The 25,569-nt window shown below is 59.9% G+C and carries 23 protein-coding genes; 13 read left to right on the top strand and 10 right to left on the bottom strand.

Features of this window, described 5'->3' with window-relative positions:
* Positions 1-114: 114 nt before the first annotated feature.
* The 4 genes from PZN02_RS25325 to PZN02_RS25310 form a co-directional block, all read right to left on the bottom strand.
* Positions 115-312 carry a heavy-metal-associated domain-containing protein gene (locus PZN02_RS25325; RefSeq protein ID WP_280661723.1) on the bottom strand — a complete coding sequence of 66 codons (198 nt, stop codon included), beginning with the start codon at positions 310-312 and terminating at the stop codon, positions 115-117.
* A gap of 311 nt (positions 313-623) precedes the next feature.
* Positions 624-2,294 (bottom strand): GMC oxidoreductase, encoded by a 1,671-nt coding sequence (locus PZN02_RS25320; RefSeq protein ID WP_280661722.1) that lies wholly within the window; start codon positions 2,292-2,294, stop codon positions 624-626.
* Positions 2,294-3,391 (bottom strand): glycosyltransferase family 2 protein, encoded by a 1,098-nt coding sequence (locus PZN02_RS25315; RefSeq protein WP_280661721.1) that lies wholly within the window; start codon positions 3,389-3,391, stop codon positions 2,294-2,296. Before PZN02_RS25315 ends, PZN02_RS25320 begins: the two co-directional genes overlap by 1 nt.
* Positions 3,392-3,508: 117 nt before the next feature.
* A complete protein-coding gene (locus PZN02_RS25310) occupies positions 3,509-4,420 on the bottom strand; it encodes a glycosyltransferase family 8 protein (RefSeq protein WP_280661720.1) in 912 nt (303 codons plus the stop codon).
* 253 nt (positions 4,421-4,673) lie between these two features.
* Here PZN02_RS25310 and PZN02_RS25305 point away from each other — a divergent pair, with 253 nt between their 5' ends.
* Positions 4,674-4,964, top strand: coding sequence for a hypothetical protein (locus PZN02_RS25305; RefSeq protein WP_280661719.1), 291 nt, complete (start codon positions 4,674-4,676; stop codon positions 4,962-4,964).
* Between the two features lie 113 nt (positions 4,965-5,077).
* Here the strand turns inward: PZN02_RS25305 and PZN02_RS25300 are convergent, their stop codons facing one another.
* The 5 genes from PZN02_RS25300 to PZN02_RS25280 all read right to left on the bottom strand — a co-directional run bounded on the left by PZN02_RS25300 (position 5,078) and on the right by PZN02_RS25280 (position 11,450).
* Positions 5,078-6,550 (bottom strand): hypothetical protein, encoded by a 1,473-nt coding sequence (locus PZN02_RS25300; RefSeq protein ID WP_280661718.1) that lies wholly within the window; start codon positions 6,548-6,550, stop codon positions 5,078-5,080.
* Positions 6,547-7,917, bottom strand: a complete 1,371-nt coding sequence (locus tag PZN02_RS25295) for a polysaccharide biosynthesis/export family protein (protein WP_280661717.1) — start codon at positions 7,915-7,917, stop codon at positions 6,547-6,549. The genes PZN02_RS25300 and PZN02_RS25295 overlap by 4 nt, the downstream gene beginning before the upstream one ends.
* Positions 7,914-8,894 carry a glycosyltransferase family 2 protein gene (locus PZN02_RS25290; protein WP_280663273.1) on the bottom strand — a complete coding sequence of 327 codons (981 nt, stop codon included), beginning with the start codon at positions 8,892-8,894 and terminating at the stop codon, positions 7,914-7,916. Before PZN02_RS25290 ends, PZN02_RS25295 begins: the two co-directional genes overlap by 4 nt.
* 41 nt (positions 8,895-8,935) lie before the next feature.
* Positions 8,936-10,660, bottom strand: coding sequence for a tyrosine-protein kinase domain-containing protein (locus PZN02_RS25285; RefSeq protein ID WP_280661716.1), 1,725 nt, complete (start codon positions 10,658-10,660; stop codon positions 8,936-8,938).
* A 79-nt stretch (positions 10,661-10,739) separates the two neighbouring features.
* Positions 10,740-11,450 (bottom strand): sugar transferase, encoded by a 711-nt coding sequence (locus PZN02_RS25280; protein ID WP_280661715.1) that lies wholly within the window; start codon positions 11,448-11,450, stop codon positions 10,740-10,742.
* A 391-nt stretch (positions 11,451-11,841) separates the two neighbouring features.
* On the opposite strand from PZN02_RS25280, the gene PZN02_RS25275 reads away from it, so the two are divergent.
* The 7 genes from PZN02_RS25275 to PZN02_RS25245 all read left to right on the top strand — a co-directional run bounded on the left by PZN02_RS25275 (position 11,842) and on the right by PZN02_RS25245 (position 19,983).
* Positions 11,842-12,564, top strand: coding sequence for a Crp/Fnr family transcriptional regulator (locus PZN02_RS25275; protein WP_280661714.1), 723 nt, complete (start codon positions 11,842-11,844; stop codon positions 12,562-12,564).
* Between the two features lie 7 nt (positions 12,565-12,571).
* Positions 12,572-13,942 carry a glycosyltransferase family 4 protein gene (locus tag PZN02_RS25270; protein ID WP_280661713.1) on the top strand — a complete coding sequence of 457 codons (1,371 nt, stop codon included), beginning with the start codon at positions 12,572-12,574 and terminating at the stop codon, positions 13,940-13,942.
* Positions 13,939-15,201: a glycosyltransferase family 4 protein gene (locus tag PZN02_RS25265; protein WP_425336309.1), complete on the top strand. Its 1,263-nt coding sequence runs from the start codon at positions 13,939-13,941 to the stop codon at positions 15,199-15,201. The genes PZN02_RS25270 and PZN02_RS25265 overlap by 4 nt, the downstream gene beginning before the upstream one ends.
* A gap of 50 nt (positions 15,202-15,251) precedes the next feature.
* Positions 15,252-16,076, top strand: a complete 825-nt coding sequence (locus PZN02_RS25260) for a glycoside hydrolase family 16 protein (RefSeq protein WP_342394732.1) — start codon at positions 15,252-15,254, stop codon at positions 16,074-16,076.
* Between the two features lie 155 nt (positions 16,077-16,231).
* Complete coding sequence (locus PZN02_RS25255) at positions 16,232-16,534, top strand: exopolysaccharide production repressor protein (protein WP_280661711.1); 303 nt, start codon at positions 16,232-16,234, stop codon at positions 16,532-16,534.
* 563 nt (positions 16,535-17,097) lie between these two features.
* Positions 17,098-18,534, top strand: a complete 1,437-nt coding sequence (locus tag PZN02_RS25250) for a phosphomannomutase (protein WP_280661710.1) — start codon at positions 17,098-17,100, stop codon at positions 18,532-18,534.
* 21 nt (positions 18,535-18,555) lie between these two features.
* A complete protein-coding gene (locus tag PZN02_RS25245) occupies positions 18,556-19,983 on the top strand; it encodes a mannose-1-phosphate guanylyltransferase/mannose-6-phosphate isomerase (protein WP_280661709.1) in 1,428 nt (475 codons plus the stop codon).
* Between the two features lie 38 nt (positions 19,984-20,021).
* Here PZN02_RS25245 and PZN02_RS25240 read toward each other — a convergent pair whose 3' ends face one another.
* A complete protein-coding gene (locus PZN02_RS25240; RefSeq protein ID WP_280661708.1) occupies positions 20,022-21,461 on the bottom strand; it encodes an oligosaccharide flippase family protein in 1,440 nt (479 codons plus the stop codon).
* On the opposite strand from PZN02_RS25240, the gene PZN02_RS25235 reads away from it, so the two are divergent.
* From PZN02_RS25235 to PZN02_RS25215, 5 genes are all read left to right on the top strand, one after another.
* Positions 21,439-21,753: a hypothetical protein gene (locus PZN02_RS25235; RefSeq protein ID WP_280661707.1), complete on the top strand. Its 315-nt coding sequence runs from the start codon at positions 21,439-21,441 to the stop codon at positions 21,751-21,753. The genes PZN02_RS25240 and PZN02_RS25235 overlap by 23 nt on opposite strands.
* A gap of 234 nt (positions 21,754-21,987) precedes the next feature.
* Positions 21,988-22,659: a PI-PLC domain-containing protein gene (locus PZN02_RS25230; protein WP_280661706.1), complete on the top strand. Its 672-nt coding sequence runs from the start codon at positions 21,988-21,990 to the stop codon at positions 22,657-22,659.
* The gene (locus PZN02_RS25225; RefSeq protein WP_280661705.1) at positions 22,656-23,285 is read left to right on the top strand and encodes an HAD family hydrolase; all 630 of its coding nucleotides are present in this window, start codon (positions 22,656-22,658) and stop codon (positions 23,283-23,285) included. Before PZN02_RS25230 ends, PZN02_RS25225 begins: the two co-directional genes overlap by 4 nt.
* Positions 23,282-24,775 (top strand): glycosyltransferase family 2 protein, encoded by a 1,494-nt coding sequence (locus PZN02_RS25220; RefSeq protein ID WP_280661704.1) that lies wholly within the window; start codon positions 23,282-23,284, stop codon positions 24,773-24,775. The genes PZN02_RS25225 and PZN02_RS25220 overlap by 4 nt, the downstream gene beginning before the upstream one ends.
* The gene (locus PZN02_RS25215; RefSeq protein ID WP_280661703.1) at positions 24,768-25,556 is read left to right on the top strand and encodes a glycosyltransferase family protein; all 789 of its coding nucleotides are present in this window, start codon (positions 24,768-24,770) and stop codon (positions 25,554-25,556) included. The genes PZN02_RS25220 and PZN02_RS25215 overlap by 8 nt, the downstream gene beginning before the upstream one ends.
* Positions 25,557-25,569 lie beyond the last annotated feature (13 nt).

Below are 25,569 nucleotides of genomic sequence, written 5' to 3'. Positions count from 1 at the left end.
GTCTAGTTAGACGCGCAAAGGTCGCTGTAGCACTTTGAATCTCTGCATGATTTGTCCCTAAATCGGTTCCGATTAGGGAATCATGCAGTAGGCGACCGGCCGATCCACCGAACGCTACAGTGGCAGACTGTCGTAACCGGCCGTCTTCAACGCCTCTACGATGACACCGCTGTCCGCGGTCGTTTCGACACGCACTTCCTTCGTCCCGAGATTCGCTTCGACCTTGGCCACCGGATCGATGGCCCGGATTGCCTTTTCGATCGTGCCGACACAGTGGCCGCAGCTCATCTCGTCGATCTTGTAGCGTTGCATGCTTGTCTCCTTGGTTTCCTGATGGGAAGAACATGGGGCTTCCCATCGTTGGAAGGTCAAGGGCTAATCGTATTTCCTCGGTGTCGGGATGGTGATGCGATGGGGCAAAACGATTTTGAGGCAGAACCAGGGGCGACCTTAGCGTGTTTGGGGGACAGTCTTGTTCTCATCCCTAATCTCAAACCGAAAGCAGCGCTTCCATTACGCCTCGTCGCTGTCCCGCGCCGCCACGGTGCATAGCTAAACTCTTTGGGGGAGGAGGCTCTGATGCTGGATCGCTAGCTCGCGTGGCAGAACTGGTTCCACTGGATCTAGTCGTGTCGTCGCTGAGCAATCTCAGAGGGTGGAGGCAAAATTCTGGTGGCGGGCCGCGCCCTAAAGATCGTCGCAGGCACCATAGAGCCTAACGACCGGTGTATGTGATGGGCGAGCCGGACCGCCATTGCGACGGCCGGCAGGGTAGGGTTGGCCTGGCCCGACGTCACGAACACCGAGCTACCCGCCACGAAGAGGTTGGCGATGTCATGCACCCGACAATCTGCATTAACGACCCCGTCGCGACGGTTCGCAGACATTCTCGTAACGCCAATCTGGTGGTAGCCGTCCTTGGCCTGCATCGCGACCAGTCGTTCAAGGTCCTCGGTCTTGCCCAAGAAGACGAGCCTGCCGATACCTTGCCGTAAGAGCCACAGATCGAGCGCCTGATGAGCAAGGACCGTCGACTGGTAGTCCTGCGTCAAATATTTGAACGATACGTCCAGCTTAAGGGAGCCGTCGCGGTCGCGCGCCTCACTGAGGGACACCTTGCTCTCACGGTTCGGTATTTGCTCTGCATGGTAACGCAGACGGTAGAGGTGGTGCGGGTCGGGCACGAACAAATGCGGCTCATGAAGAAACACCCTCTTGTGGAACAGGTTCGCGGCCGAGCCGATGGATTTCAACGGATTGCGCGCCAGGTTCCACAGATGAGGCGCAATGCTTTGCTCCCTTCGCCCTCGGTTCCCGGAATTGGCCTTCATGTTCTTGAGCACATATCCGAGGGAACTGGTCGTGTCCCCGGGAACAGCAGTGGCCATGTCCCGATTTTGCGGCCACATCGCGATGTTCGAGACACAAAGCTTCGACTGCAGTTGAGCATCCGGCTGAAATCGCCTGCGCACGAAGGTGCCATTGGCAGACTTGTAGAACCGATAGCGGAGCGCGTGCTCGGAACTCGAGAACTGAACCTGTGCGATCTCGCCGGCCAGATGTCCCATGTAGAAGCGGCCAAGCGGGCCTTCCTTGCCCGAAAATAGCTCAGGAAACTCCGCTTGCAGGTTGAGCAGGAGGCGAGCGTTTCCACGACCGCCGCAGGCCAGTACGAAATATTGCGCGGATATGAAGTGAAAATGAGCCCTGTAGGAGACGCCGAGCTTCCTAACCGTGCCTGCGACGGGATCGAACTCTATGGAGTGTACCCGCGTGTTCAAGACAACGGTCAGATGCGGCGAGGAATGAAGTTCCTTTCCGTTCGCCGCGGCTGTGTCGCGCACACGCGTCCAGCGTTCGAGCGACCGGAAAAATCCTGGCGGTTCAATGGCAGAGGGCTCGTCGATATCTGCGTCGCAGCTGAGGATTACGCGCGCGCGCTCGTAAAACGGCGAAAGCTCCCCGTGGGTTATGGGCCAAGTTCCGTCGCCGATGTGGTTTCGCTTCGCAAAGTCGATATCGTCGAACTCGACGCATTTGCCTCCCCACCGCCGTGAGGTGCCGCCGAGCCCTGTTCCGAGCGTTTCGCGGTCTCCACGGTGATTTTGGTCTTCGCACACGTCAAAGGGGGCCTCGTTCGGGCGTGGGCGTCTCGCGCGCCTCGCTCCTGCGTCGATCAGCAATGTGCGAATATTCAAACGGCTCAATTCGAGAGCCACGGCTAACCCGACCGGCCCGGCGCCAACGATGCAGACCTGAAACGGTCCAGAAAAGGCATGCGCGTCCGCAAACATTATGCTCTCCCATTCCCGAGCGAATTCCGTGGAGGGACACGCTGGCCGGGATGGCTCTGGCTGAACTGCGATGACATTGCATGCTGTTCGATCGCATTTCTCCAGTATATCCATCCGGCGCCTTGAATAAGTCCGGCCACTGACAGATCGTCCCAGGTTTTGTATTCAGTTGTATTGCTGCTGAGGAAGTTATTGTTGTCGATGTTTGAGGTATACGCCGTGTATTCGTCGGTATGCTCGGCCCGGTTAAGCGGATCGATTGCCTTTTTGACGAAGGTCGACAAGAACTTGAAATGTAAAAGCGCCCCCGAGATTCTGACGGCGCCACGCATTTCGCCGAGATTGAGGGAAAGCGGCCAGACCTGATGCGACGATTTCAGGAACATGCGTTCTCCGCCCATATAGATGAGGGGTACCTTGTTGAGCGCAGGCCCATCCCAGATCCGGTTTTGAAAGTACATCCGTCCGCGAACGCCGCCTTTGATCCAGATTGTTTGATTGCGTTTGTCGAAATGTGACGCGTAGCCTGTGCGATCGAACAGGTTGCAAATCTCAAGAGGGTCCCGCCCTGCCTCGCAGATATTTTCAAGAATTGGCTTCCGACTATACATGTCGACCATGACCGTCTGCAGAGACTGATTGCCGTTTGATTCAAGATAGGCAGTCAGTCTACTGACCGGTTGTGTATCGCAGTGCGGGTAGACGAAAAATTCATCTGCATCGACGTAGAGAATCCATTTGCCCTTGCAGTGCCGATTGATGATCGCGTTGATCCAGTCGTTGCCGAAGCGCGCACCTTTGTAGGAGCCTCCGCTTGAAACAACGGACACGTCACTGCAGCCCGACAATTGCTCGCGTGTGCCGTCGACCGATCCGTTGTCGATGCAGATGAAGTGCTCGAAGCCGAGATTGCGATAATATTGAAGAAAGAAGGGAAGCCGGCGCCCCTCGTCACGAACGACGAACACAACGACGTGACGGGCGTGCTCGAGTCCACTCAGCAGCCGCTCGTACGTCACCTCCCTGGCCTTCCAGGTCCGACGCAGGCGAGCCTTGACGTAGTGGGATATGCTGGCGGTGGTTGTGATCGGGTCCATCGGTCTTTCTCAACCTTTCGCGGCGTATTCTCTCGCCTTCGATGCACGGGTTAGATGGATCGCCGCTACAGCGCCGCGCTTTGAGCGGCGGTGCGACATCGCATGCGGAGATGACGGTCAGACGGCGTAATCTCCGACAAACAGGCCCTGCAGCTGCGGACCGAATTTGTTTTGCCGAATGGTGTGCGTGAGACGCTCCTTCAGCGAGCGATACTTGTATAAGGCCTTGCGATCGAAGCTTATTCCCCGGTAGAGGGATCGAAACAAAGGATGGGCCTTGCGCAAATCCACATAGACTTGGCTTTCCTTGTCCGTCCAGGGAAAGAACGTTCCATGCCAAGGCTTTGGATTCGCCATGTAGTGCACGACGGCCAAGGAGGACGGATTGACGAGGTGAAGGAACTGCTTGGGAAAGTTCCAGCGGCTTGAAACGAGTATGAGCGAGGAGCCGCCGACACAGTTCAGGGCACCCTGGTCGTGCATCCCATCGCAGGCAGCCGGATTCTTGACGAAAAACTCCAGTGCTTCCGGGCCGATCCAGCCATTGCGGTGAAACTTGAGGAAGCCCGCATTGAAGTAGAGGCTGTCCTTGCCATAGTGCAGAAAGTCACGAATGGACGTGTAGTCTCGAGCCGCAAAGAATTTCCCTTCAGGGACATAGGCATTTTGAAGCTCGCTCAAGCTGCTGACGACTTGGGTATCGCCATCGAGATAGATAATCTGCGTATAGTGCGGTGGCAGGACGTCGCAGAGCACGAGCTTCGCCATGGTGCTGACGCTGATGCGCCCTTGGAAGTGGGAACCGTCGAGTCTACCGAGGGCCTGCTGCAGGGCTTCGGTGGCATCCACCAGCTGAACCCCGCGCAATGCAAGCAGGCTTCTTAGCTCGTCAAAATTTTCCAGATGCTCCGACATGAGGATACAGACATCGCTGGTCGGACTTGAGAGTTCTCGTGCCTGGAGCGCTGACAGGATCGTCGGAAACGAATATGCGACGTCTGCCACGTAAACAACGCATTGAGTGTTCATGTCATCACCCTCTTTTCATGCCGCCTCGCCGGGACGGCGATGGTGAAATCTGTCTCGGAAAGCTGTCGCCTGGAAAAAACCTGCGGGACGTTGAGCGGCGGGCGGCGCGTTGGAAGCGGTCGACGCCTCTGCGTTTGATTATCGCAATCTTAAATGCCAGCGTGTATAAACGACTGATACCCCGAGGCTGCGCGCCAGACGGCTCAAACCGGAGGGTAATGGGCGGTATTCTGGAAGGGGTGCAAAGCGAGGGATGACGATACTTTACGGAGTCATCGTAGCGGCCGTATCGATCGCAGCCGCGGCCCGCATCCGCGTAGCGGCCTTCGCCGTGTTTGCGCTTTTTGTAGCACTCGGCTTCGGAATTTTGACCTTTATGAAGGGGTCGCCCATCCTCGATGCGAACATCTCCGGCATCGCTTTTCTCCTGGTGATGGAGATTTCCTACATAGGCGGCGTGTTTTTCTGGGGACTCCTGCGCCGTGCACGCCGGCCTTCCGCAAGGGAAGCGATCGCCGATCCCTCGCGTACCCAGGGTAAGTAGCTTCCAGGCTTTCGGACGGGTGAGTCCTACGAAGCCGATGCGTGCCGCTCGAAAGCGAGGCGCGCGCGTCGCCGACGGCCATGTTTTTTCCGGTCTGGTATGCGACCGGGCAATCATCTTGAGACCAGCACCGGCAAGGTCGTCAACGATGCCGATGTCCACGATAGATGCGGCTGGGCGAACCATTCCCGGGATGCGCCGGGGCGTGTCAGGCAACCAGCAGCCAGGCCTGCGGTAATGCTGAACAAAAGGCCGAGGTCGGTGCCGCTTGCCGACACCGTTGCGGAGGCGATCTGGGCCATCGATGCGAAGATCGCGGCAAGTCCAATCGTTCTGTCTTCAATCGTCCTGTCTGGCCGCTCAGGCAGCTTTTTCGAGCGAGCCGCGTTTAAGAGGCTATGCAGGAAGACGAGGAAAAGGACCGTGCCGGCCACCCCGATATTGGACAGCAATGCGGCTGGAAAGCTTGATGCCCGCACGGTTCCGAGTCCGCCGCCGAAGGTCGCCGTCTCGACAAAAGCCGTCAGAGCCAAGGTGTTCCAAGCCGTGCGTTCCTCTCCGGACTGCGACTCGAGCTTGTCAATGAGCGTCAAACTTGCGAGATCGTTCACCGCGTTCCAGGCGTCCGGGATCAGCATGAGGCCGATGACCGCGGCGGGGACGACGAAGAGCGTGACGCTCAGGAATGCTGCGTGGCGCGTCGTCGTCCGGCCGGCGACAAGCTGATTCAGGCTGAACGCGATCACGGCCAAGAGAACAAGCGCACCGGCGATATACGCGGTCGTCGATGTGCACAGGAGGATTGTCACACCGATCGACAGGGCGGCAAAACCGGCCAGCCGACTTGGAAAACACTCCAGCCAAAGCATGAGCGTGAATGCGAAGTACGCCAATGCCGCCGAACCGTATGCGCTTGCTTCAGGGTACGAGCCGACGATACGTTTGAAGCCGCTCATGGTTTCGGCCGTATGCATCGTGTAGTTGGCGTTCCGGATAAAATCGAGCCATTCGGGCTGACCGGCCATGAACGTCCCCACATCAAGGCTCGCCAGAGCAAAACAAGTTACGGCGGTCATCACCAATGTTTGGGCCAGGAAGCGTGCGTGCCCCAGTTGCGCGAGGCCACAGACCACGGCAAAGCAGGCGAGATCACTGAGCAGGTAGACGGCCTGGGTCAGGTTCGACGAGCCCGGCGAAAGCGGGGAGGCTATCGTCGACATCACCCCTGACGCGCCGCGCGCCGAGGAGTAGACCAGCGTCGCGCCCTGGAAGATTCGCGGCAGGAAAAAAGCCGAAAGCACAGAAAAGAGTATGTATCCGGCGAACCAGAAGCCGGGGCCTGGATAAGCGGCGCTCGCCAGTGCCTGCTGGATCAGGCGGGGGCGAAGCATGCAACATGCGATCAGCGAAAATAGAAGAAGATGGCTAGGCTGGATGCTGCTGCCGCCAAGCGAGGGGAGCTGAATGGCGGCGGCGGCGCCGAACAACACCGACAAGCAAAGGACGGCGATCGCGAAGCGTGCTCCGAGAACGATGCCGAACGCACCAAGCAGGAAGACGATATAGCCGATCACTTCTATCGTCATGGCCGTCTCTTGGTCGGTTCAAGCGGCTCGGAGACAGGCGGACCCTCCTGCGCCATGTTTGCGAGCATTGCGGGGGAAGGTTGCGCGTGCTGCGGCAAGGATGATGTTTGCGAGGCCACGCCGACGCCGACCTCGATCAGGTCGTGCGGAAGCAAGGGCGTCGTTTCATCGGCATCGATATGGCTATAGCTGCCGTCGCCGTTGCGGCGCATGATCCTGAAGGTTTTGCCGATGTCGCCAAGCGCGACGGCCTCCTCCTGTGTGCTCCCTGCAACCTGCGCGCTGTAGTCGGCTTGTTCGCCAAGCAATCGCGCGACCTGGATGTCGATTGCCGACTTGCGGATTGCCAAGTCGATCGTATTCACCTCCTGCTGGTTCTCGGCATTTTGCTTGTTGACGATATTGAGCTTTTCCTGCTCGCTTTCGCTCAGCGACTGGCGAGCCTTGGTGAGGGCGATTTCCAGGTCGAGCAACCGGCCCTGGGCCTCCGCCAATCCTCGATCGACGGACAAATGCCGCGCATTGTCGGTCAGGCCTCTGCTGGCGAGGTTGTTGACGCTGTCGAATTCCCGCTGTGCGAGGTCGATCTGCCGCTTCTGCGACGTGATCTTTGCCTCAAGCGTCTTTATTTCCCGGCTGTAAAGACGGCTAAGGTCATCGGCCGCGTCGATCCGACTTTTGAGCTCGATGCGCCTCAGTCGCATCAGGTTGGTCTCTTCCTCCTTCAACTTGTCGATGTCTGGCGTGCCGGAAAGTTCTGCGGGGATCTCGAAGCTCGTTTCGCCGGCGATTTCGGCGCTGAGCCGGGCCCTCCGAACAAGGAGATCGCGTTGAACGAGGGCGGCCGTGCGATAGGCGCCGGCGGCTTCGATCCGGTTGCGCTCGAGGGTGTAGGTTTCCCCGCGGCGGAGAAAGCCGCCGGCAACGCTGACCGCTTTCATCACTGTCATGTTCGTTTGGAAGGAATAGCGCCCGGGCGTCTCAACGGCGCCGGTGATGAAGATCGGCGCATGCTCGGCGATTTCCACGGCGATAAAGGGTTTGCCCGGCAGCGCCGCCTTCTCGGTCAAGGCGGTCGCAACGGCGTCGGAGACCTGCTCGGTCGTCTTGCCGATGGCCGTGATCTGGCCCGCGATGGGGATCGACAGGTTGCCCGCATGATCGACCGCATAGGTCCCTTCGAGCGCCTGCCAACTGGCATATTGTTCCTCAGACGAACGCCACTCGACAATGCGCAACTTTATCCTGTCCTCCGGGACAAGCGTATAGGGTTCGGCATGGGCTGCCTCAAAACGCGCCGTCCAGGCGACGGCAAGTATGGCGAGGCCACTGGAAAGGCGAAGAGCGGACAAGGAAAGTCGTTTCATGACGGCTGCTCGCTCCGGTTCGCTGGGGTCGATGGCAACGTTTTATTTGAGCTACTGCTGAATTCCAGGACGCGCGAAGGAGATGCGTTGCCTGCGAGAAGATCTCTCATGGCGACGATATTGCCGCGCAGGCGGCCAAGCCGATCGACGGAGCGGTCAGCGATCAGCGCGCCGCGAAGGTTTGCCAGCATATTGCGACTGATCTGCGCGATCGCGCGCGCGCTCGTCATCGTGCCCTTGCGCATCAGGTAGGCAGGATTGGCGACCTGCGAGTAACCAAGCCGTAGACCAGGCTGACGACCCGACTTGACCCCGAGGTGAACGCCGAGGGCTCCCGCGACCTTAACGGATCGCCCGTGACGTGCGATGGTCCTGCTGAAGTCGACATCTTCCAGCCAGCCATAGAGCGGAAGTTCTTCGTCAAATGTCAGTGCCTGTTCCAGGACGGGCGCCAGGCGCACCACCATATTGCAGCCGTAAGCATTGTAGACGTCCGTCACCAGTTCCGGCCGTTCGGCCGCCCTTTCAATGATGCTGAGCGCCTCGGCCATGCTTAGGCCCTTGCCAAGGATACCGTCAGCCAGGACTTCGCCGGTAGCGATGACGACATCGTCCTGCCGCGCAAAAACGGCTGCCATTCGCGCTATAAAGTCGGGTGCGGGAACGAAGTCGTCGTCGAGGAAGACAATAATATCCGTATCCGGCGCCGCGGCGCGGATGATCGCGTTGCGCTGGCACGTGAGGCCGCGCCGGCCGACGATGAGTTCGACGCCGGGCGAGCTCGAAAGCGAGCCCGCATCGTCCATGTCCGGCACGCATACGATCGTCCGCACGGGAGGAGCTTGCATCGTAGCCAGATAGCGGATCGTCTGTTGAAGCGTCGCGGGGCGGCCAGCCGAAGCGATGCCGACGGTGGCGCGCAACGGCAGCGGCGCGCACTCCGCGCGACGGGGCAAGTGGTCAAAACGCTCTCGCATGGCTTGCCTGTCTCGCTTTCTCGTCCAGTCGGAGTCCGCTGTCATCGCAGCATCCTGGCTGGGGCGTTGTTGATGACGGCGCCGAGGATCTCGCCGTCGACGTTGCGCATACTGTCGATCGCCCTGACTGCGTCGTCGACAGAGGTGCGCCCGTAGGCCGTCACCACCAGGACTCCGTCCAGTTCCGGCGTTATCGCATTCGCATCCGGGGAAGCGGAGAATGCGGGGAGGTCGACGAGGATCGTGTCGTATTTCTTCTTCAGGGCATCAAAGCTCCATTGGGTCCGGCCCGAGCTGATGCGAATGGCTGGGGTGACCCTGCCGACTTTACCGAGCGGGAGAAACTGCAGAGTCGGCGCAAGCGAGATCACCGCCCTCTCCATCAGCTCGTCTTCATCGAGCACATCGACGAGGCCGATCGGGGCTTGGGGCGCAATTGCCGCACTCAGCGAGGAATTTGGGGCCGCGGCGTCAATAAGAAGAGTTTGCGAGCCCGACAGCGCGGTGAGGATTGCAAGGTCGCGGGCGATAGTCGACGCCCCGTTGCCCGGATTGACCGCGACTATTCCGATGACGATGCGTTGTCTGCGTCGCAAGCCTGCGACGATCGCGGCCAATTCGCCCATGCCGTCCAGCGTCCTAAGAGTGGCCGCGCCATTGCCTGTGTCAGCGGCAGGGGGCGAGGAGGCAGAGCGACGTCCCAGCAACGTGACCGATTTCAGGCCTGCTGCTTGCGTGAGCTGCCGGGCGCGGATGATCCGGCGATCGCCGACGTGCCGTATCATTGCCAACATCAAACCGGCGCCTGTCCCGACGGCGATGGAAAAGGCGAGGACCAGGCTGCTGCGCGGACGCTCCTTGGAGAGTGGCGGGGTCGCCACGGAAACGATTGTAGCGTCGGAGACCGGATAGGAGATGCGCTGCTTCGCTTCCATAAATCGCGTCAGGGTACTTTCGAAGAGTGCGCGGCGGGCGTCTGCGGCGCTCCGCAATTCGGCAAGCTTGAACTGGTCACGTGGATTGGCCCTGAACGTGCTCAAGGCGTTGGCTGCCTCACTCAATTCGCGCTGTTGCTCAATGACGAACTTCGCCAGCCATTCGCTGTATTGTTGCGCCGCCTGAGCGTTCATTTGGATGTTTTTGCGGATATATTCCTGTGCGACGGTGTTGGCGATTTTCGCTGCCTTTTCAGGGCTGGATGCTGCCGCCGATATTTGCAGGATGGTGGATCGCCCGCTCCGACGCAAAGTCACCATGCTGCGCAACCGCACGATAATCCGATCGAGCCGTTTCTGCTCTTCTGTCCGCGCTTGCGGCTGGGCTTCGCCCGCCTCGCTGTCTGGTTCTGCGCGTCCGAGAAGAAGGCCCATCAACCATTCTTTTGCGATTTCCTTGGACGACGGTGGCTGGTCGGCGAAATCCGGGTCGCTGGCGAGATCGAGCGCGGATGCTGTTGCGGCGAGCACGTCGCTGGAACCGGCAATCTGCAGCTGCACTTCGATGAACGCATCTTCGGCCGAGGCTCTTTGCGTCTCGGAGCTGTTGGCCGGCAGCATGACGAGAAGCTGGGTATCCGCCACGAAAGTCGGCTTGGCTGTCGCGAGGTGAACAATCGCTATGGCGAGGAAGGCTGTGATCGTAGAGACGATCCATGGCCAGCGCACGCGAAGAAAAAAGAACACATCCTGCAAGGCCAACGGCGAATTGGCGCTGCTGTTCGAGACGGGGAGGGCTATCGGGGAAACACCGCCATAGACGTAATTCATATTGCCTCATCCGTCTCCACAGCAATCACTGGAATTTTCGAAGCTTTGGCGCGCTCGTTTTGCTGTCTTGAGAGGCGCGCTAGTATGACCCGCGCTGCGAAAACAGGCTCGGAACGGTCTTGAGCATGATGGCGAAGTCCCTCCAGAGCGACCAGGTCCGGACATAGTGGACGTCGAGCGATACGCGGCTCTGATAGCTGACATCGTTGCGACCGCTCGTCTGCCAATGGCCGGTCAGGCCGGGACGGGCGGCAAAATAGGTGAGAACGTGCTCTCCGTAGCGTGGCAGTTCCTCGGTCGTGACCGGTCGTGGTCCCACCAGGCTCATTTCCCCGCGCACGACGTTGATAAGCTGCGGCAGCTCATCAAGGCTCGATCGCCTTAGGATTTCGCCGACAACCGTAATCCTCGGATCATTCTTCAGCTTCCGGGTCGCTTCCCATTCCATCCGGGCGGTAGGGTCGGTCTTCAGCAGTTCTGCGAGTTGAGCGCTCGCATTCGTCTTCATCGTGCGGAATTTGAGGCACCCGAAAGGGGCGCCGCCAAATCCCACCCGCGTATGCGAGTAAAGGACCGGACCGCCGTCACCAAGTTTCACGACCATCGCCACGATAAGAAGAAGCGGAGCGAGAACGACCAGGGCGACTATTGCGACCACAAGGTCGACTGCGCGTTTGGAGGTTCGTCCGAGGGGATGAGGTCTGGATCCACTGGAATTCTGAGTATGCGCGGAAACGTCAACACCGCGCCATGCCCGTTCTGCCTCTCGGCTCTGCGCTCTGCTCGCCATCGTTCACGTCCCTCTCGCGGTCTAAATCGAGGCAAGTTTGCTGCACTGCGAAGAGGCTGTATGTGACCAAGGTCATACTGCTTAACAAAATATTCTGATAGGGAAATTGCCAGAAGTTCGGCGATATTATGGCTATTGTTCCTGGTTCAGTTCGATAAGTCTTTGCTTTGAATGAAGTAATGACCGTTATTTCATAAAGTAGTCAAATAATTCATCCGCATTCTGCTTATATTATTCGCTTTTTGCCTGAAAAAACATCATGTAATTCGTTTGATACTCAAAAAACTAATCCCAATGGGTGATTTGACCAGCGCTAGTAGAGTAATGATATGTATTAACGCATATTGCGCTGCAGCATTCGCCCTGGGATCTTGCTCGAGGAGTGAAGCGTATGGACGGCCCCATACCCATCCGCGATTACAGTGTCAGTCGGGCGCTTGTGCCGCCTCTTGGTGGTGGGCGCCGCGCGGCCACGGACGATGAATTTGCCTTCTGTCGCTCGAGTGTGAGGACCTTTCGCCGCGGCGAGGTTATCGCCATGGCAGGCGTCCGCATCGACAAGTTTGCTCGCGTGCAGCACGGCCTGGTCATTGCGAGCACTGTGTTGCCTGATGGCAGGGAGTTCATCGTCGAAATCATACCCAAAGCGGGGATTATTGGTGAGCTCGAAGTCTTGCGGAAGCAGACGTTGAGTCTTGAATATCGCGCTGCTACGGACTGCGAACTTCACTTCTTCGAAGGACGGCTGCTGCGCGAGAAATACGCCAGCGATCCTGATTTTCAGGAAACGGTCCTGTTCAAGGCATTGGCGCGTGTTTCGGAGCTTGAGCTTCGCATCATTTCGAACGCCGGGTCGAGCCTGCAATCAAGACTGGCAAGCACACTGTTGCGGCTTTCGAAAGTCTACGCCAACGACACGCCAAACTCCCGGGACGAATTGATCATTTCTCAGCACGAGCTTGCGGCGACGCTTCCGGCCTCTCGCGAGAAGGTCAACAGGTGCCTGCGGCGATTGCGGGAGAGCAAGATCATCGACGGAGCGCAGGGCCGGATCCGCATCCTTAATCGTAAGGCTTTGCAAGATTACGCCGACAGCACGTTCTCGGTGAAATGAGGTTCTCGTGTCCAAAGCTCAAGCACATAGTCGCGATCAACGAGGAACCCCGGGCGCAAACGCCGTTGCGGAACGCTCCTTCGGCGATCGCTCGGCCGCGGTGGGCCTCGACCGAGTGGTCATAATCGACGACTACTCTGCGGCGCGCGGCGGGGCAACGACCCTTTCCCTGTTGTCCGCAAGGCTCTTGCGCGACCTGGGTATTCCCGTGACCTACATTTGCGGCGACGATGGCGCGAACGCGGAACTGCGGGCTCTTGATGTTACCATCGTTGCCTTGGGCGGCCGCGATTTGCTGAACGCCAAGCGAATGACGGCGGTTTTTACCGGAATCCATAATGTCCATGCCGCTCGAATGTTATCTGCTTGGGTCAGGGCAAACGACACCCCGAACACGGCCTATCATGTGCATGGCTGGTCAAAGATCCTGTCGCCGGCAATTTTCGGCTCCCTGGTCCCGGTTGCGAGTCGGTGTGTTGTTCACGCGCATGATTTCTTCACGGCCTGTCCGAACGGCGCCTACTTCGATTATCAGGCCCAAAGGATCTGCCCCCATCGTCCGCTCGGAGTGGCTTGCCTTGCAACCGCGTGTGACAAGCGAAGCTATCCGCAAAAGCTTTGGCGCGTTGTCCGGGGTGCCAATGTCCAGCGGCTTTTGCGAGACCAGGAGAAGTTTGGAAGAATCCTTCTTCTTCACGAGAGGATGCAGAGCTACTTCCTGCGTGCCGGCTACCCGGCGAGCCGGACCAAAACAATTCGTAATCCTGTCGCTTTGCTTTCTTCCGAACGCGTTAAGGCGGAAGACAATGACGAGTTCTTCTTCATCGGTCGACTGGACGAGGAGAAGGGCATCGAAGATGCGGTAGCAGCCACGAAGCGAGCCAGAGCACGGCTTTGTGTGATTGGCGATGGCCCGCTGATGGGAAGGGTTTCGGAATCCGGCTCCCATGTGAGGACTCTCGGGTGGTTGTCGCACGCGGAAATCAGCCGCGCCATCCGCAAGGCGCGCGCACTTGTTATGCCTTCGCGCTATCCGGAACCGTTCGGTCTGGTCGCGATCGAAGCGGCGCGTAGCGGCGTTCCGGTTATCCTGTCGAAAGACGCATTTCTCGCAGAAGAGATGACCGGTGCCGGCATCGCGTTCTCCTGCGATACGGGCGACGAAAAGGCCTTTTCCGATGTGCTGGTGCGCTTCCAGGAAATGCCAAAGGAAGAGATTCGCCAAATGAGCGAGCGTGCCTTCCGATCGTCATCACGCCTGGCGTTGACGAACGATGAATGGCGCGATGCCCTCCTGGCCGAGTATCAGGGGCTCATTTCGCAAAGCACCCCAGCCGACTCAATTTGGACAACACCGCTCGAAGGAGTTTTCGCGTGATGCTCGACCTAGCGCCCTCGCTTCCGGAGGTTTTAGCCTTCAGGGCCGACGAACCGACGATCGTGAAAGCCCGCACGGCCGATACTCCCAGCGGAAGCGGTGGCAAGAAGCTTCGCGTCGCCATTGTACATTATTGGCTCGTATCGATGCGCGGCGGCGAAAAGGTGGTCGAGGAACTGTGTAGGATGTTCCCCGACGCCGATATTTTCACGCTGGTCTGCAATCGGAAGCGTCTCAGCGCATTTCTGCAGGGACGCACCATACACACGTCCTTTTTGCAGAAGATACCCGGTGCGCAAAAGCACTATACCAAGATGCTACCGCTGATGCCCTTCGCGCTCGAACATTTCGACCTGCAGGACTACGATCTGGTGTTATCGAGTGAATCGGGGCCTGCCAAAGGGGTCATAACCCGGGCGGACGCGCTTCATATATGCTATTGCCACTCCCCGATGCGTTACATCTGGGATCAGTTTCATGTCTATCGGCATGGGCTTTCCTGGCCGGGGCGGTTGTTGATGACGGCGACCGCACCGATATTGCGGGCCTGGGATGTGACGACTGCGACGCGGGTCGATGCTTTCGTGGCCAACTCCGCCTATGTCGCCAACCGCATCCGACGCTTTTATGACCGGGAAGCCACCGTCATTTATCCGCCCGTCGCCGTTGACGATTTCACGATCGGCAGTGGACGGGGCGACTTCTATCTCTATGCCGGGCAACTGACCGCCTACAAGCGGCCGGATATCGCGGTGCGCGCCTGCAGTGAGACTGGCCGGAAGTTGGTGGTGATCGGGGAGGGCGAACAGGCAGCCTTCCTCAAATCCATCGCCGGTCCCAGTGTCAAATTTCTTGGACATCAGCCCTTCCCCGTCCTGCGCGATCACCTGTCGCGGTGCCGCGCACTCTTGTTTCCCGGAGTCGAGGATTTTGGCATCCTCCCGGTGGAGGCGATGGCATCAGGGCGGCCAGTCCTGGCCTTTGATGCCGGCGGGGCGCGCGAGACTGTTTCGTCCTCCGCTGTCGGATTTCGCTTTGCGCGCCAGACGCCGGAGGCAATTCTCGAGGCCATCGAGGCCTTTGAGCGGGTCGAGGACGATATGGACGCGACCCTCATCCGGGACCATGCCGCACAATTCTCGTCGGCGACCTTCCGCAATCGTCTGACTGGATTCATCGAGCAGCAATTGTCGGCACATTTCGGCCGCTCGGACGCCTCGATCGCGGCGTTCGCGGGGCAGCGGGCCGGCGCCAATTGATCTCACCGGCCGACAGGATGCTTGCCACCATTGTCGTGAAGGAAAACCAAATGCGCTTCACAGAATCTGCCAAGACGCTCTCATTGACCTGCATATTCGCCATAGGATTGGCGGGCAGACCGGGCATCGCCCAGGAACAGATCCAACTGGATGACTTTGAGATCACGTTCACGGAAGATTTCGACCGGCTGGACGTCTCCGCCTGGGGGGAGAACCGCTCACGCTGGATTGCGCACACGCCGTGGAACGGCGATTTCGGCGATGCTCGCTTCCACGATCCGGAGGACGGCTTTCCGTTTACCGTCAATGCAGGCATCTTGCGCATTGAGGCGCGCAAGGGCACCGACGGGCAATGGCGCTCCGGACTCCTGGCTTCTACGAACCCAAAGGGCGAGGGCTTTTCTCAGCAGTTCGGATATTTCGAAGCACGGATGAAGCTGCCGCCGGGCAAGGGAGTGTGGCCGGCTTTCTGGCTCATCGGTATTGATCGATCAAAGTTCACGGCCGAGATAGACGTCATCGAGTATTACGGACGAGCGCCCGGGGAGTTCAGCAGTGGCTATCATGTCTGGAGGCAGGGCGAGGGAGCGCAGCACACTACGGACGGCCACCTGACCACCGTCGAGGATGGTGTGCTGAGCAAGGAATACCACACCTATGGCGTGGAGATCACGCCAGGCAGGTCGACGTTCTATTTGGACCGCAAGTCCATATGGAGTTTTGAAACGCCGCCGGAATTTCATATGGCCTTCTTCCCGCTGGTGAATCTTGCCCTCGGCCCAGGCTGGCCGATCGATGAAACGCCGAACCCGTCATATCTCCTGGTGGATTACATCCACGTTTATAAGCGCAAAGCCCAAAGTGCAGAAAATTGAACTGCTTGATGGCGCGTCCTTCGAGGCGCGGGGGAAGGCAATCGTGTCGATGCAGGACTGGTACCGTGACGATGGTCCGGAGATTGGCAGTCCGCGCCGAAGCGCCACGCACCTCCGCTTCCCTTGGAATCGTCCGCAACACGTGAGGAGAAGTCTTGAAAAGCTTTATCCAGTTGATGGCGGCTCCGGCTGTCTTCGTTCAGATCCCTCTCACCTCGTTCGTAACCGGTCTGATCACTTATTTCTCCGAGGGCTCGATATGGCCTGCGCTCAAATATGCCGGCGGCTGCTTTGTTTTGATGCAGCTCGGATACTTCTTTGGGGTGCTTTACCTCGTTTATCACGAGTGCAGAAACGGCCGTGAAGATCGAAGCGCATTGGGTACATCGACGACGCCAATCGCTCATGCAAGGCTTGGCCGGGCTCACCCTCGTACCCCGGCGGCGCGCTCGTTTTAGCTCATTGTTTTGACACCTGCCCTTGCGCGTCTGATCAGGCGCGCGGCGTTGTAGTTCTGCGTTTTCTTCCAAGAATAGATTCCAAGTTGAAGAATAATATTTGAAATAAATGAAGAAGAATATTCGAGCGATAGGGTGACCGAGGTCACATATTTTCTCTTACGAGATGTGTATATTGCTATTTATTCGATGCGAATTGTCCGGCATTCCGTCGAATACTGTTGTCTGAATCTGCGTGAAATATTGTCCCCAGGGTTTCACATGGTTCTATTCGATCCCGTCGGTCTCCTCGTCAAACTCGAACGCGAATGGAGAATGCTTGATCCGGAGCGAGTGAGTTCAAAGTCCCCGGCAAAGACCGGTGACGAGACCCTTAACTCAAGACGGCTGTCCCGGTGGCTGCGTACCGACCGGGCCAAACGGTTTGCAGCGAACGATGCCTGAGCGTGTCCCGGCTGCTGCCACGGGTTCGCTCGTCTGTAAAGAACTGAATTTACTGCGCTTTTCTCTATCGCTTCCGACGATTGAACGTCGATGCGGCGCGGATTTTTTGCGAGAACCTAATGAAATTCGGAACCAGCGGTCTTCGCGGGCTTGTCGTTGATCTCGAAGGTCGGACGGCATCGCTCTATACGACGGCATTCGTCCGGCATCTATTGGCGGCGGGCGATATCAGGGCGGGCGATCCGGTGCTCGTCGGCCATGATTTCCGCGCTTCAAGCCCGGGAATTGCCGCGACCTGCATCGGCGCCCTGAAGCGTGAAGGCCTGCGGCCGCTTGCATGCGGTCCGGTCGCGACGCCGGCCCTGGCGCTCTACGGGCTGAACATTGGTGCAGCTTCGCTGATGGTTACGGGCTCGCACATCCCTGCCGACCGCAACGGCATCAAGTTCTACCGGCCCGACGGCGAGATCGGCAAGCAGGACGAGATGCACATCACGGCGATTGCCGCGGAGCTGAACAAGGGAGAGGTCGGCAGTTCTCCCGGAGAAGCGCCGGACCACTCAACCGAAATCGAGACGCTCTTCCTGAAACGCAACGTGATCGTGCTTCCGCCGGGCGCCCTCAGCGGCCTCACGGTGGGGCTCTACCAGCATTCGACGGTCGCCCGGGACTTATTAGGGAAGGTCCTGAAGATCTACGGCGCCGAGGTCGTTGCGCTCGGTCGTTCCGACCGCTTCATCCCAGTAGACACCGAAGCTGTTTCGCCCGAGACCATAGGTCTTCTCAGATCCTGGGCGAGGGCGAACAAGCTCGACGCCATTGTCTCGGCCGACGGTGACGGTGACCGGCCGCTTGTCGCTGACGAGACGGGCGCGCCGCTACGCGGCGATCTGCTCGGGCTGATGACCGCCAGGTTTCTGGACGCGAAGGTTGTCGTTACGCCAGTCACATCGAATTCCGGGATCGAGAAAGCGGGGGATTTCCGCGTCGTCCGAACGAAGGTTGGTTCGCCCTTCGTGATCGCCGCCATGCTCTCGGCGCTCGAGGGAAAAGCTGATGCCGTGATGGGCTTTGAGGCAAATGGCGGCGTCCTCACCGGTTCCGAATTTCCCGTGGCGGCCGGCAGGCTTCGCCCGTTGCCGACCCGTGACAGCTTCCTGCCGGTGCTCGCGGCGCTCTTCAATGCCATCCAGGAGAAGCGGCCGCTTTCCGAGGTGGCCGCCGGCTATCGGTTGCCCTTCGCGGCGGCCGGCAGGCACGAGAACGTTCCGGGGGAGGCGAGCGCGGCACTGATGGCACATCTGAGGACCTCTGACGTCAATCTCGCCGGGTTTCTCAAGGCGCGTTCTCCAGTCGCGGCCAAGAGCGAGATCGACGGACTGCGCATTACGCTGTCCGATGGCCGGATCGTGCACTTCCGGCCATCGGGCAATGCGCCGGAGATGCGCTGCTACGTCGAAGCCGAAACGGAAGAGGCCGCGAACACCCTGCTCGATCAGGGTCTTGGACTGATCCGTGAATGGGCGGGAAGCGAGAACGGTAGCCTGTGCCTTTGAACATGAGTTGGAAATATTCGGATGAGCAAAAAGATAGTTCCGGTGATCATGGCAGGGGGAAAGGGGACACGTCTTTGGCCACTGTCGCGCGCAAGCGCTCCGAAGCAGTTCATCCAGTTCGTGGGCGACAGGACCCTTTTCCAAGCCACTCTTTCTCGCGTTTCGGACCCGGCGCTCTATGAAGCGCCGGTCGTCATCACGAATGAGGATTTCCGTTTCCTGGTCGCCGAACAGGCTCGCGAGATTGGTATCGCGCTTTCCGCCATCCTGCTGGAACCCGTTGCGCGCAATACAGCGCCCGCCGTCGCCGCAGCTGCAACCCTGGTAAGCCGACGTTTCGGTGGTGACGCGGTCCTGCAGGTGCTGGCCTCCGACCACGACATCGTGGCCGATGCCGCCTATTTCAATGCGATACGCGTGGCGCAGCAGACCGCGGCCGATGGCAAACTGGTGACCTTCGGCATCACCCCAACAGAACCGGCGACCGGATACGGCTATATAGAAATTGGCGCTGCGCTGCCGGGTGGAGCGCATATCGTCAGGCAGTTTGTCGAAAAGCCTGCCCTCCCGGAGGCGCAAAGGATGGTGGAGACGGGCGGATTCGTCTGGAATTCCGGGATCTTCATGTTTTCTGCGGGCCAGGTATTGGACGAAATCCACGGTTTAACGCCAGCGGTCGGAAGGGCAGCAAGAGAGGCGGTGGAAAAAGGCTCAAGCGACCTCGACTTCACGCGCCTCGATGCCGAGGCCTTCATGCTGTGCCCGGATATTTCTCTCGACTACGCGATCATGGAAAAGACATCCAATGCTGCAGTCGTGCCATCGTCCTTCACCTGGTCGGACTTGGGGAGCTGGGATGCGGTCTGGAAGCTTGGAGACCGCGATGACAACGGCAACGTCAGGTCCGGCAATGCAACGCTCGTCAACACCAAGAACTCACTCGTCATGTCGCGCACCAGCCACCTTGCCGTTCAGGGGCTGGAGGGTGTTGCCGTCATTGCCAGTGAAGACGCAGTCTATGTTGGCCGGCTCTGTGAAAGCCAGGATGTCGGCAAGCTCGTCAAGCAATTGGCGTCGGCCAAGACGACCGCCTGCCTAACAGAAAGCCATCCGACATCCTACCGCCCCTGGGGCGGCTATACCTCGGTGCTCAATGGCGACCGCTTCCAGGTGAAGCGGCTGTTCGTGACGCCCGGCAAGAAGCTCTCCCTGCAGAAACACCATCATCGCTCCGAGCATTGGATCTGTGTCAAAGGGACGGCAGAAGTCACCGTTGGCAGCGACGTCAAGATCGTTCGCGAAAACGAGTCCGTGTATATCCCGCAGGGTGAGGTCCATCGTCTCGCCAATCCGGGAAAGATCATGCTCGAAATGATTGAGGTGCAAACAGGCTCCTACCTCGGGGAGGATGACATCATCCGCATCGTAGACGAATTTGGGCGGGCATAGATGTGACCCACGCTTTGCTACGGCAGCAATTCAAAGTGCTACTGCATCCTTTGCGCGTCTGACAAGACGCGCGGCGCTGTAGTCGCTTCCGTCACATCGCTGAGCTCCGCCATCAAGGCGCGGCCGCTGGACCAGGCGATGACGCCATAGACGAGACCGCCCGCCACCACCCCGACCAGCAGTTCCATCACAGGAAGCAGGCGGAAGCCGCCGGTTGTGTGGAAAAACACCGCGACCGTGGCGGCCATGAGGCACGCGCCCAGGCCGGCCGGCAGGATCCTGCGCAGCAGCGGCTGCCAGCGGAACCCCGTGCCACGCTGCAGGACATGGAGCGATGCAGCCGTGGTCAGCACCGCCGCCGCCACCTGCGCAATGGCGATGTCGAGCAGTTCCGGCCTGATCCAACCTGCGACTCCAAGGCAGGCAAGGCTCGCCGCAGTGAACAGCATGTTCAGGCGCGGCAACAGGGCGACGCGGCCCATGATGCTGAGCACAGGCTCGTTCAGCATCTGGACGACAGCGATGCCCCGCGCGGCGGCCAAAAGGACCAGAACCGGAGCAGCCGCGAGCCACTGCTCGCCGAGCAGCACATGCACGAGCCTCTGCGAGACCACAGCGAGACCCAGGAAGACCGGAAGTGCGGCGAAAGCCGTGGCAGCCAACATCAGCCCGGTGAGGCGGCCCAATCCCTCAAAGTCGCCTGCCTCGCCCTGCCGGCGGGAAAAGTAGCTCCAGGCCAGCATTCGCACCGGCTCGGAGATGAGCTCGGTCACCGCGCCCACCATGCGGCTGGCGATTCGATAGAGGCCGACCTCGGTCACGCCGATGAAGAACACGATCAGGAACTCCGCCCCATAGCTCTGCGCGAATTGTATCAGGCGGGACACCAGCAGGCGCGCCGAATAGGCCAAGGCCTCCCGGGCCACGCTCAGCCTGAATTCAAAGCGAGGCAGCCAGCGCGCAAAGTTCGTAGATATTACCAGAGCGATGAGCACGACGCAGCAGCGCCCAGCCGCCAGTGCGACGATATCCCACCCCAGCAGCAATCCTCCCGCAGTCACGAGCAGGCCGCACAGCTCGGACACCGCCTGATAGCACGCAAGGTCACGCAACCGCCGTGCCCGCACCAGCACACCGCTCTGGCAGATGATGAACGTGCCGGGAACGATAGTGGCCATCAGCAAGAGCAGGGTGAGGAAGATGGCGCCTTCGGGTTCCAGCCAGACAGCCCAGACGGCGAGCCCGCAGAGGCCGATGAGGGTGAAGACGACGCCGCTCGCGAGGGCGCAATAGAGCAGGGTCGCGGGCAACTCCCTGCCGCGCGGCGCAGCGATAAGGTATTCGCTCCACCCCGCCTCGGCGACCTTCGATTGCAGCAGCACTATTGCCGAAATCATGGCGAAAACGCCGACCTCAGCCGGCGACAGGATGCGCGCGGCGATCAGCAGGGCGCCGATGCCGCAGAGCTGGCTGACCAAGCGGGCGCCGGACACCCAGAGCGCATCGCGTGAGGTGGATGAGCGGCCTGCCGCCTGGCCTACCTCTGGGCCGGTCACGGTGTCTGACGAACTCATCGGCGGCGCATCCAAGGCACACCGAGACTGGGGACAGCACGACTTTCCTCAGTTACGTCTCTGCCGCCAAATAAAAAGCGCAACGGGCATCTCCAGCACTACAGCAAAGAACATCGGCAAGTCAGCAAGTCAGAAAGGGTTTATTTCCTTGGAGAATCACTTCTACAAAAGACGTTTCGATCCAAAACAAGGCTAGATAATCAATCACTTGCGCTATACTCAGTGCGATTCCTATCAGAATATTTTGTTAATTATTATGACCTTGGTCACATACAGCCTCATCGCAGTGCAGCAAAGTCGCACTGGTCTTCGCCGCGAGAGGGAAGTGAAAGATGGTGACCAGAGCACGACGCGAAAACATGACGCGGGCAGGCGCTGAGCACGGGGCTGGCGCAGGCGTTGCGGCCCGTCTGGCCGGGGCGCGCAACCGATGATGATCCTAGCGCATCGTGGTTGGTGGCATGCGCCCCATGAGCGAAACACTCTGGCGGCCTTCGATAAGGCCTTTGCCGCCGGCTACGGCGTCGAGCTGGACGTTCGCGATCTAAACGGCGTCCTCGTCATTTCGCACGATCCCCCCGCAACCGGAGCGCTGCCTTTCGAGCGCGTGCTCGAGTGCTATGCGGCGCATGGCGCGCCGGGGCGACTGGCCATCAACATCAAGGCAGACGGTCTCTGCCCCGCGCTCGTCCCGCTGCTCGCACGCTACGGCGTCATGAACCGCGCCTTCGTCTTTGACGCATCGGTCCCGGATCTCAGGCCTTATCTCGAAACCGCCCTTCCGGTCTTCACCCGCTTCAGCGAGGTTGAGCGCTACCCAGCCTTCTATGAACGCTGTCAGGGTGTGTGGGTGGACTCCTTCACCGAGGCGCCCGCTTCGATCGCGCGCGCCATCGATGATCTTGCGCGCGGCAAGTTTGTTGCGATGGTGTCGCCGGAATTGCACAAGCGTCCGCAGGAAGCGGCCTGGGCCGAGTGGTCGACCGCGCTTCGGCGTGCTGCGATGGGCGGTCTGCCGCTTGAGCGATTGATGCTGTGCACCGACCTGCCGGATGCAGCGCAGCAGCGCTTCGCCTGGATGCATCAGGAGGAAGTCCAATGATCCGCGGTGTTTTCTTCGACATGGACGGCGTGCTGATCGATGCCAAGGAATGGCATTACGAGGCACTGAACCGGGCACTTGAGCTCTTCGGCATGCCGATCGACCGTCAGGCGCACCTTGCAACCTTCGACGGCCTGCCGACCCGCCGCAAGCTGGAGATACTGTCGCGCTCCAACGGCCTGCCGCATGGCCTCAGCGAGCTGATCCACGCGCTGAAGCAGGACTATACGATGGAGCTGATCTACACGCGTTGCCGGCCCGTCTTCGCGCATCAATACGCCCTCAGCCGCCTCAAGCATGAGGGCTACCAGGTTGCAGTCTGCTCGAACTCGATACGCGACACCGTTGAATCGATGATGCGGCGCGCTGGGCTGATCGGCTACATCGACCTGATCGTCTCGAACGAGGACGTCACCCGCTCCAAGCCGGATCCGGAGATGTACCTTACCACGATGGAGCGCTTTGGCCTGCAGCCAGAGGAGTGTCTGATCCTGGAAGACAACGAATACGGGCTGAAGGCGGCGCGCGATAGCGGCGCGCATGTCCTGCAGGTCGGCTCGCCGGCCGATGTCGTGTACGCCAGGATCGTTTCCGAGATCAACCTTGTATCGGAGGTGGCGGCATGATCGTCCTGTTCCCGGCCAATGGCCCGAGCCCTCACTTCAGCCCGGAAGACTACGCTTATCCGCGCCCGCTCATCGAGGTGGCGGGAAAGCCGATGATTCAATGGGCCATCGAGAACTTGAAGTCGCTCGGCGCCGAGACACGCTTCCTGTTCGTCGTCGATCAGCAAGAGGCCGTCCGATATTCCTACGAGCGGATCTTCGACCTCAGCACGGGCGGTCGCTCGCAGATGTTGATGTTGAAGGGGCCGACCGCCGGAGCGCTCTGCACCTGCCTCATGGCGATCGACGTCATCGACCCGACTGAGCCGCTGGTCATCGCTAACAGCGATCAGATCATCGACATCCGTCTCTCCTCCGTGATTGCGGAGTTTGAGGCGGCCGGCGCGGATGCCGGCGTCATCACTTTCGAGACCATCCATCCGCGCTGGTCCTACGCGACCCTTGGGGACGACGGCCTGGTGAACCGCACCTCCGAGAAGGAGGTAATCAGCAACCGGGCGATCGCCGGGTTCTACTATTTCCGTGAGGCACAGCTGTTCTTCCAGGCGGCCGCCGCTGCGCTGCGGCACGGGGTCACCGTCGAAGGGCGCTACTATGTCAGCTCCTCGTTGAACGAGGTGATCCTCGATGGTGGCCGCGTCGTCTCGGCCACCATCAGCGCGGACCAGTACCACAGTTTCTACAACCCGAAGATGATCGAGAATTTCGAAGTGAATGGCGTGCAGCGTCTGTCCTCCACGCATGCCAATCGGCCGGTGCAGTTGGTGGTGCCAGCGGCCGGGCGGGGCAGTCGCTTCGCCAAGGTCGGCTTCCAACATCCAAAGCCCTTCATCGACGTCCTTGGCCGGCCAATGATTCAACATGTGCTGGACAACACATTGCCGCCGGGTGGCCGCCCCACCGTACTTTTGCTGCGCGACCACCTGCACAGCCAGGCGGATGCGGTGGCTGCGCTTCGCTCGCAGGGCGTAGGCATCGTCCCGGTCAACCAGCTCACCGAGGGCACCGCCTGCACCGTCCTGCTGGCTCGCCAGCAACTCGACGAGGAGGCACCGCTGTTGATCGCCAACTCCGACCAAGTGGTGGACATGCGTATCGGTGACTTCATTGATGACTGCATCTCGCGCGGTCTGGACGGGTCAATCCTCGTTTTCCGCGACCGGAAACGCGATCCGAAATGGTCCTTCGCGGAAACCGATGCGGCGGGCTTGGTGCTGCGGGTCGCCGAAAAGCAGCCAATCTCCGATCTCGCGACGGTAGGCATCTATTTCTTTCGCCGTGCGGGCGACTACATGAAGGCGGCGCTCGATATGATGGTGCACAACGACCGCACCAATGGCGAGTTCTACGTCTGCCCCGCCTACAACTACGCCATCCGCAACGGGGCGCGCATCGGCGTCTATGAGATCGACAAGAGCAGCATGCATGGCCTGGGAACGCCAGAGGATTTAGCCGAGTACCTGCAGGACCGTGAGCCAGCCTATGCGTGATGCTAGAGCGCGACTTGGTCATTCGACGCCACTGAACGTTATCATACCGCTAGCGGGGCAGGATTTTGAGCGGCCCGATGGCTCGGTGAAGGCCGAGATGGCCGTTGGAGGCGCCACGCTGCTCAGCGCCACCCTCAAGGCACGTCCCTGGTGGAGCGCGGCCGCGACACCCGTCTTCGTGCTGCGAAACACCGCCGCGTCGCAGCGCTTTGCCCGCGAGACGCTCCGTGCGGAATACCCTGCGGCGAGGATCGTGTGGTTGTCGCATGCCAGCGGCGGCGCCGCCTGGAGCGCCGCGGCGGGCGCAGCGCTGATCGCCTGGCCGGAGGCACCGATTATTGTCGATCTCTGCGACATCGTGTTCGAGAGCGATGCGGATGTGGCCGCAGCCTTCGCAGCCGATCCCGCTCTGGGCGGCCTTGCGCTGACATTCGCCTCCCGCCATCCGCAATACAGCTATTTGCAGCTTGCGCCTGATGGGCGGATGCAGGAGGCGAGGGAGAAGGTGGTCATCTCCGGGAACGCGTCAGCCGGCGTTTATGCTTTTCGCGATGTCGCTGTCTTCCATGCGGCCTTTGCGCACAGCCTGCACCATCGCGCGACGCTGTCGCACCGGGGTGCGCTCTTTGTCTGCCCGATGCTGAACGGCGTTGTGGCGCAGGGGCTCGACGTGCGGTGCTTACCAGCGCGCAGCGTATGGGATGTCAAATTGGCGGGGGGTCAGCCTGGGCCACCGGACCGGTCGGTTGCGCGCTCGCCAGCGATCAGCGACACGCCGTAGAAAGACGGAGGGG

Origin of the sequence: Sinorhizobium garamanticum (assembly GCF_029892065.1) — a bacterium.
Lineage (GTDB): Bacteria > Pseudomonadota > Alphaproteobacteria > Rhizobiales > Rhizobiaceae > Sinorhizobium > Sinorhizobium garamanticum.
The sequence above is the reverse complement of the archived record's forward strand: the minus strand, read 5'-3'. Positions and strand labels throughout refer to the sequence as shown.

Excerpts from the sequence above, each read along its gene's own strand:
- PZN02_RS25325 (WP_280661723.1), bottom strand. The coding sequence starts at position 312 with ATGCAACGCTACAAGATCGACGAGATGAGCTGCGGCCACTGTGTCGGC.
- PZN02_RS25320 (WP_280661722.1), bottom strand. The coding sequence starts at position 2,294 with ATGTTTGCGGACGCGCATGCCTTTTCTGGACCGTTTCAGGTCTGCATC.
- PZN02_RS25315 (WP_280661721.1), bottom strand. The coding sequence starts at position 3,391 with ATGGACCCGATCACAACCACCGCCAGCATATCCCACTACGTCAAGGCT.
- PZN02_RS25310 (WP_280661720.1), bottom strand. The coding sequence starts at position 4,420 with ATGAACACTCAATGCGTTGTTTACGTGGCAGACGTCGCATATTCGTTT.
- PZN02_RS25305 (WP_280661719.1), top strand. The coding sequence starts at position 4,674 with ATGACGATACTTTACGGAGTCATCGTAGCGGCCGTATCGATCGCAGCC.
- PZN02_RS25300 (WP_280661718.1), bottom strand. The coding sequence starts at position 6,550 with ATGACGATAGAAGTGATCGGCTATATCGTCTTCCTGCTTGGTGCGTTC.
- PZN02_RS25295 (WP_280661717.1), bottom strand. The coding sequence starts at position 7,917 with ATGAAACGACTTTCCTTGTCCGCTCTTCGCCTTTCCAGTGGCCTCGCC.
- PZN02_RS25290 (WP_280663273.1), bottom strand. The coding sequence starts at position 8,894 with ATGCGAGAGCGTTTTGACCACTTGCCCCGTCGCGCGGAGTGCGCGCCG.
- PZN02_RS25285 (WP_280661716.1), bottom strand. The coding sequence starts at position 10,660 with ATGAATTACGTCTATGGCGGTGTTTCCCCGATAGCCCTCCCCGTCTCG.
- PZN02_RS25280 (WP_280661715.1), bottom strand. The coding sequence starts at position 11,450 with ATGGCGAGCAGAGCGCAGAGCCGAGAGGCAGAACGGGCATGGCGCGGT.
- PZN02_RS25275 (WP_280661714.1), top strand. The coding sequence starts at position 11,842 with ATGGACGGCCCCATACCCATCCGCGATTACAGTGTCAGTCGGGCGCTT.
- PZN02_RS25260 (WP_342394732.1), top strand. The coding sequence starts at position 15,252 with ATGCGCTTCACAGAATCTGCCAAGACGCTCTCATTGACCTGCATATTC.
- PZN02_RS25250 (WP_280661710.1), top strand. The coding sequence starts at position 17,098 with ATGAAATTCGGAACCAGCGGTCTTCGCGGGCTTGTCGTTGATCTCGAA.
- PZN02_RS25245 (WP_280661709.1), top strand. The coding sequence starts at position 18,556 with ATGAGCAAAAAGATAGTTCCGGTGATCATGGCAGGGGGAAAGGGGACA.
- PZN02_RS25235 (WP_280661707.1), top strand. The coding sequence starts at position 21,439 with ATGCCGCAGAGCTGGCTGACCAAGCGGGCGCCGGACACCCAGAGCGCA.
- PZN02_RS25230 (WP_280661706.1), top strand. The coding sequence starts at position 21,988 with ATGATGATCCTAGCGCATCGTGGTTGGTGGCATGCGCCCCATGAGCGA.
- PZN02_RS25225 (WP_280661705.1), top strand. The coding sequence starts at position 22,656 with ATGATCCGCGGTGTTTTCTTCGACATGGACGGCGTGCTGATCGATGCC.
- PZN02_RS25220 (WP_280661704.1), top strand. The coding sequence starts at position 23,282 with ATGATCGTCCTGTTCCCGGCCAATGGCCCGAGCCCTCACTTCAGCCCG.
- PZN02_RS25215 (WP_280661703.1), top strand. The coding sequence starts at position 24,768 with ATGCGTGATGCTAGAGCGCGACTTGGTCATTCGACGCCACTGAACGTT.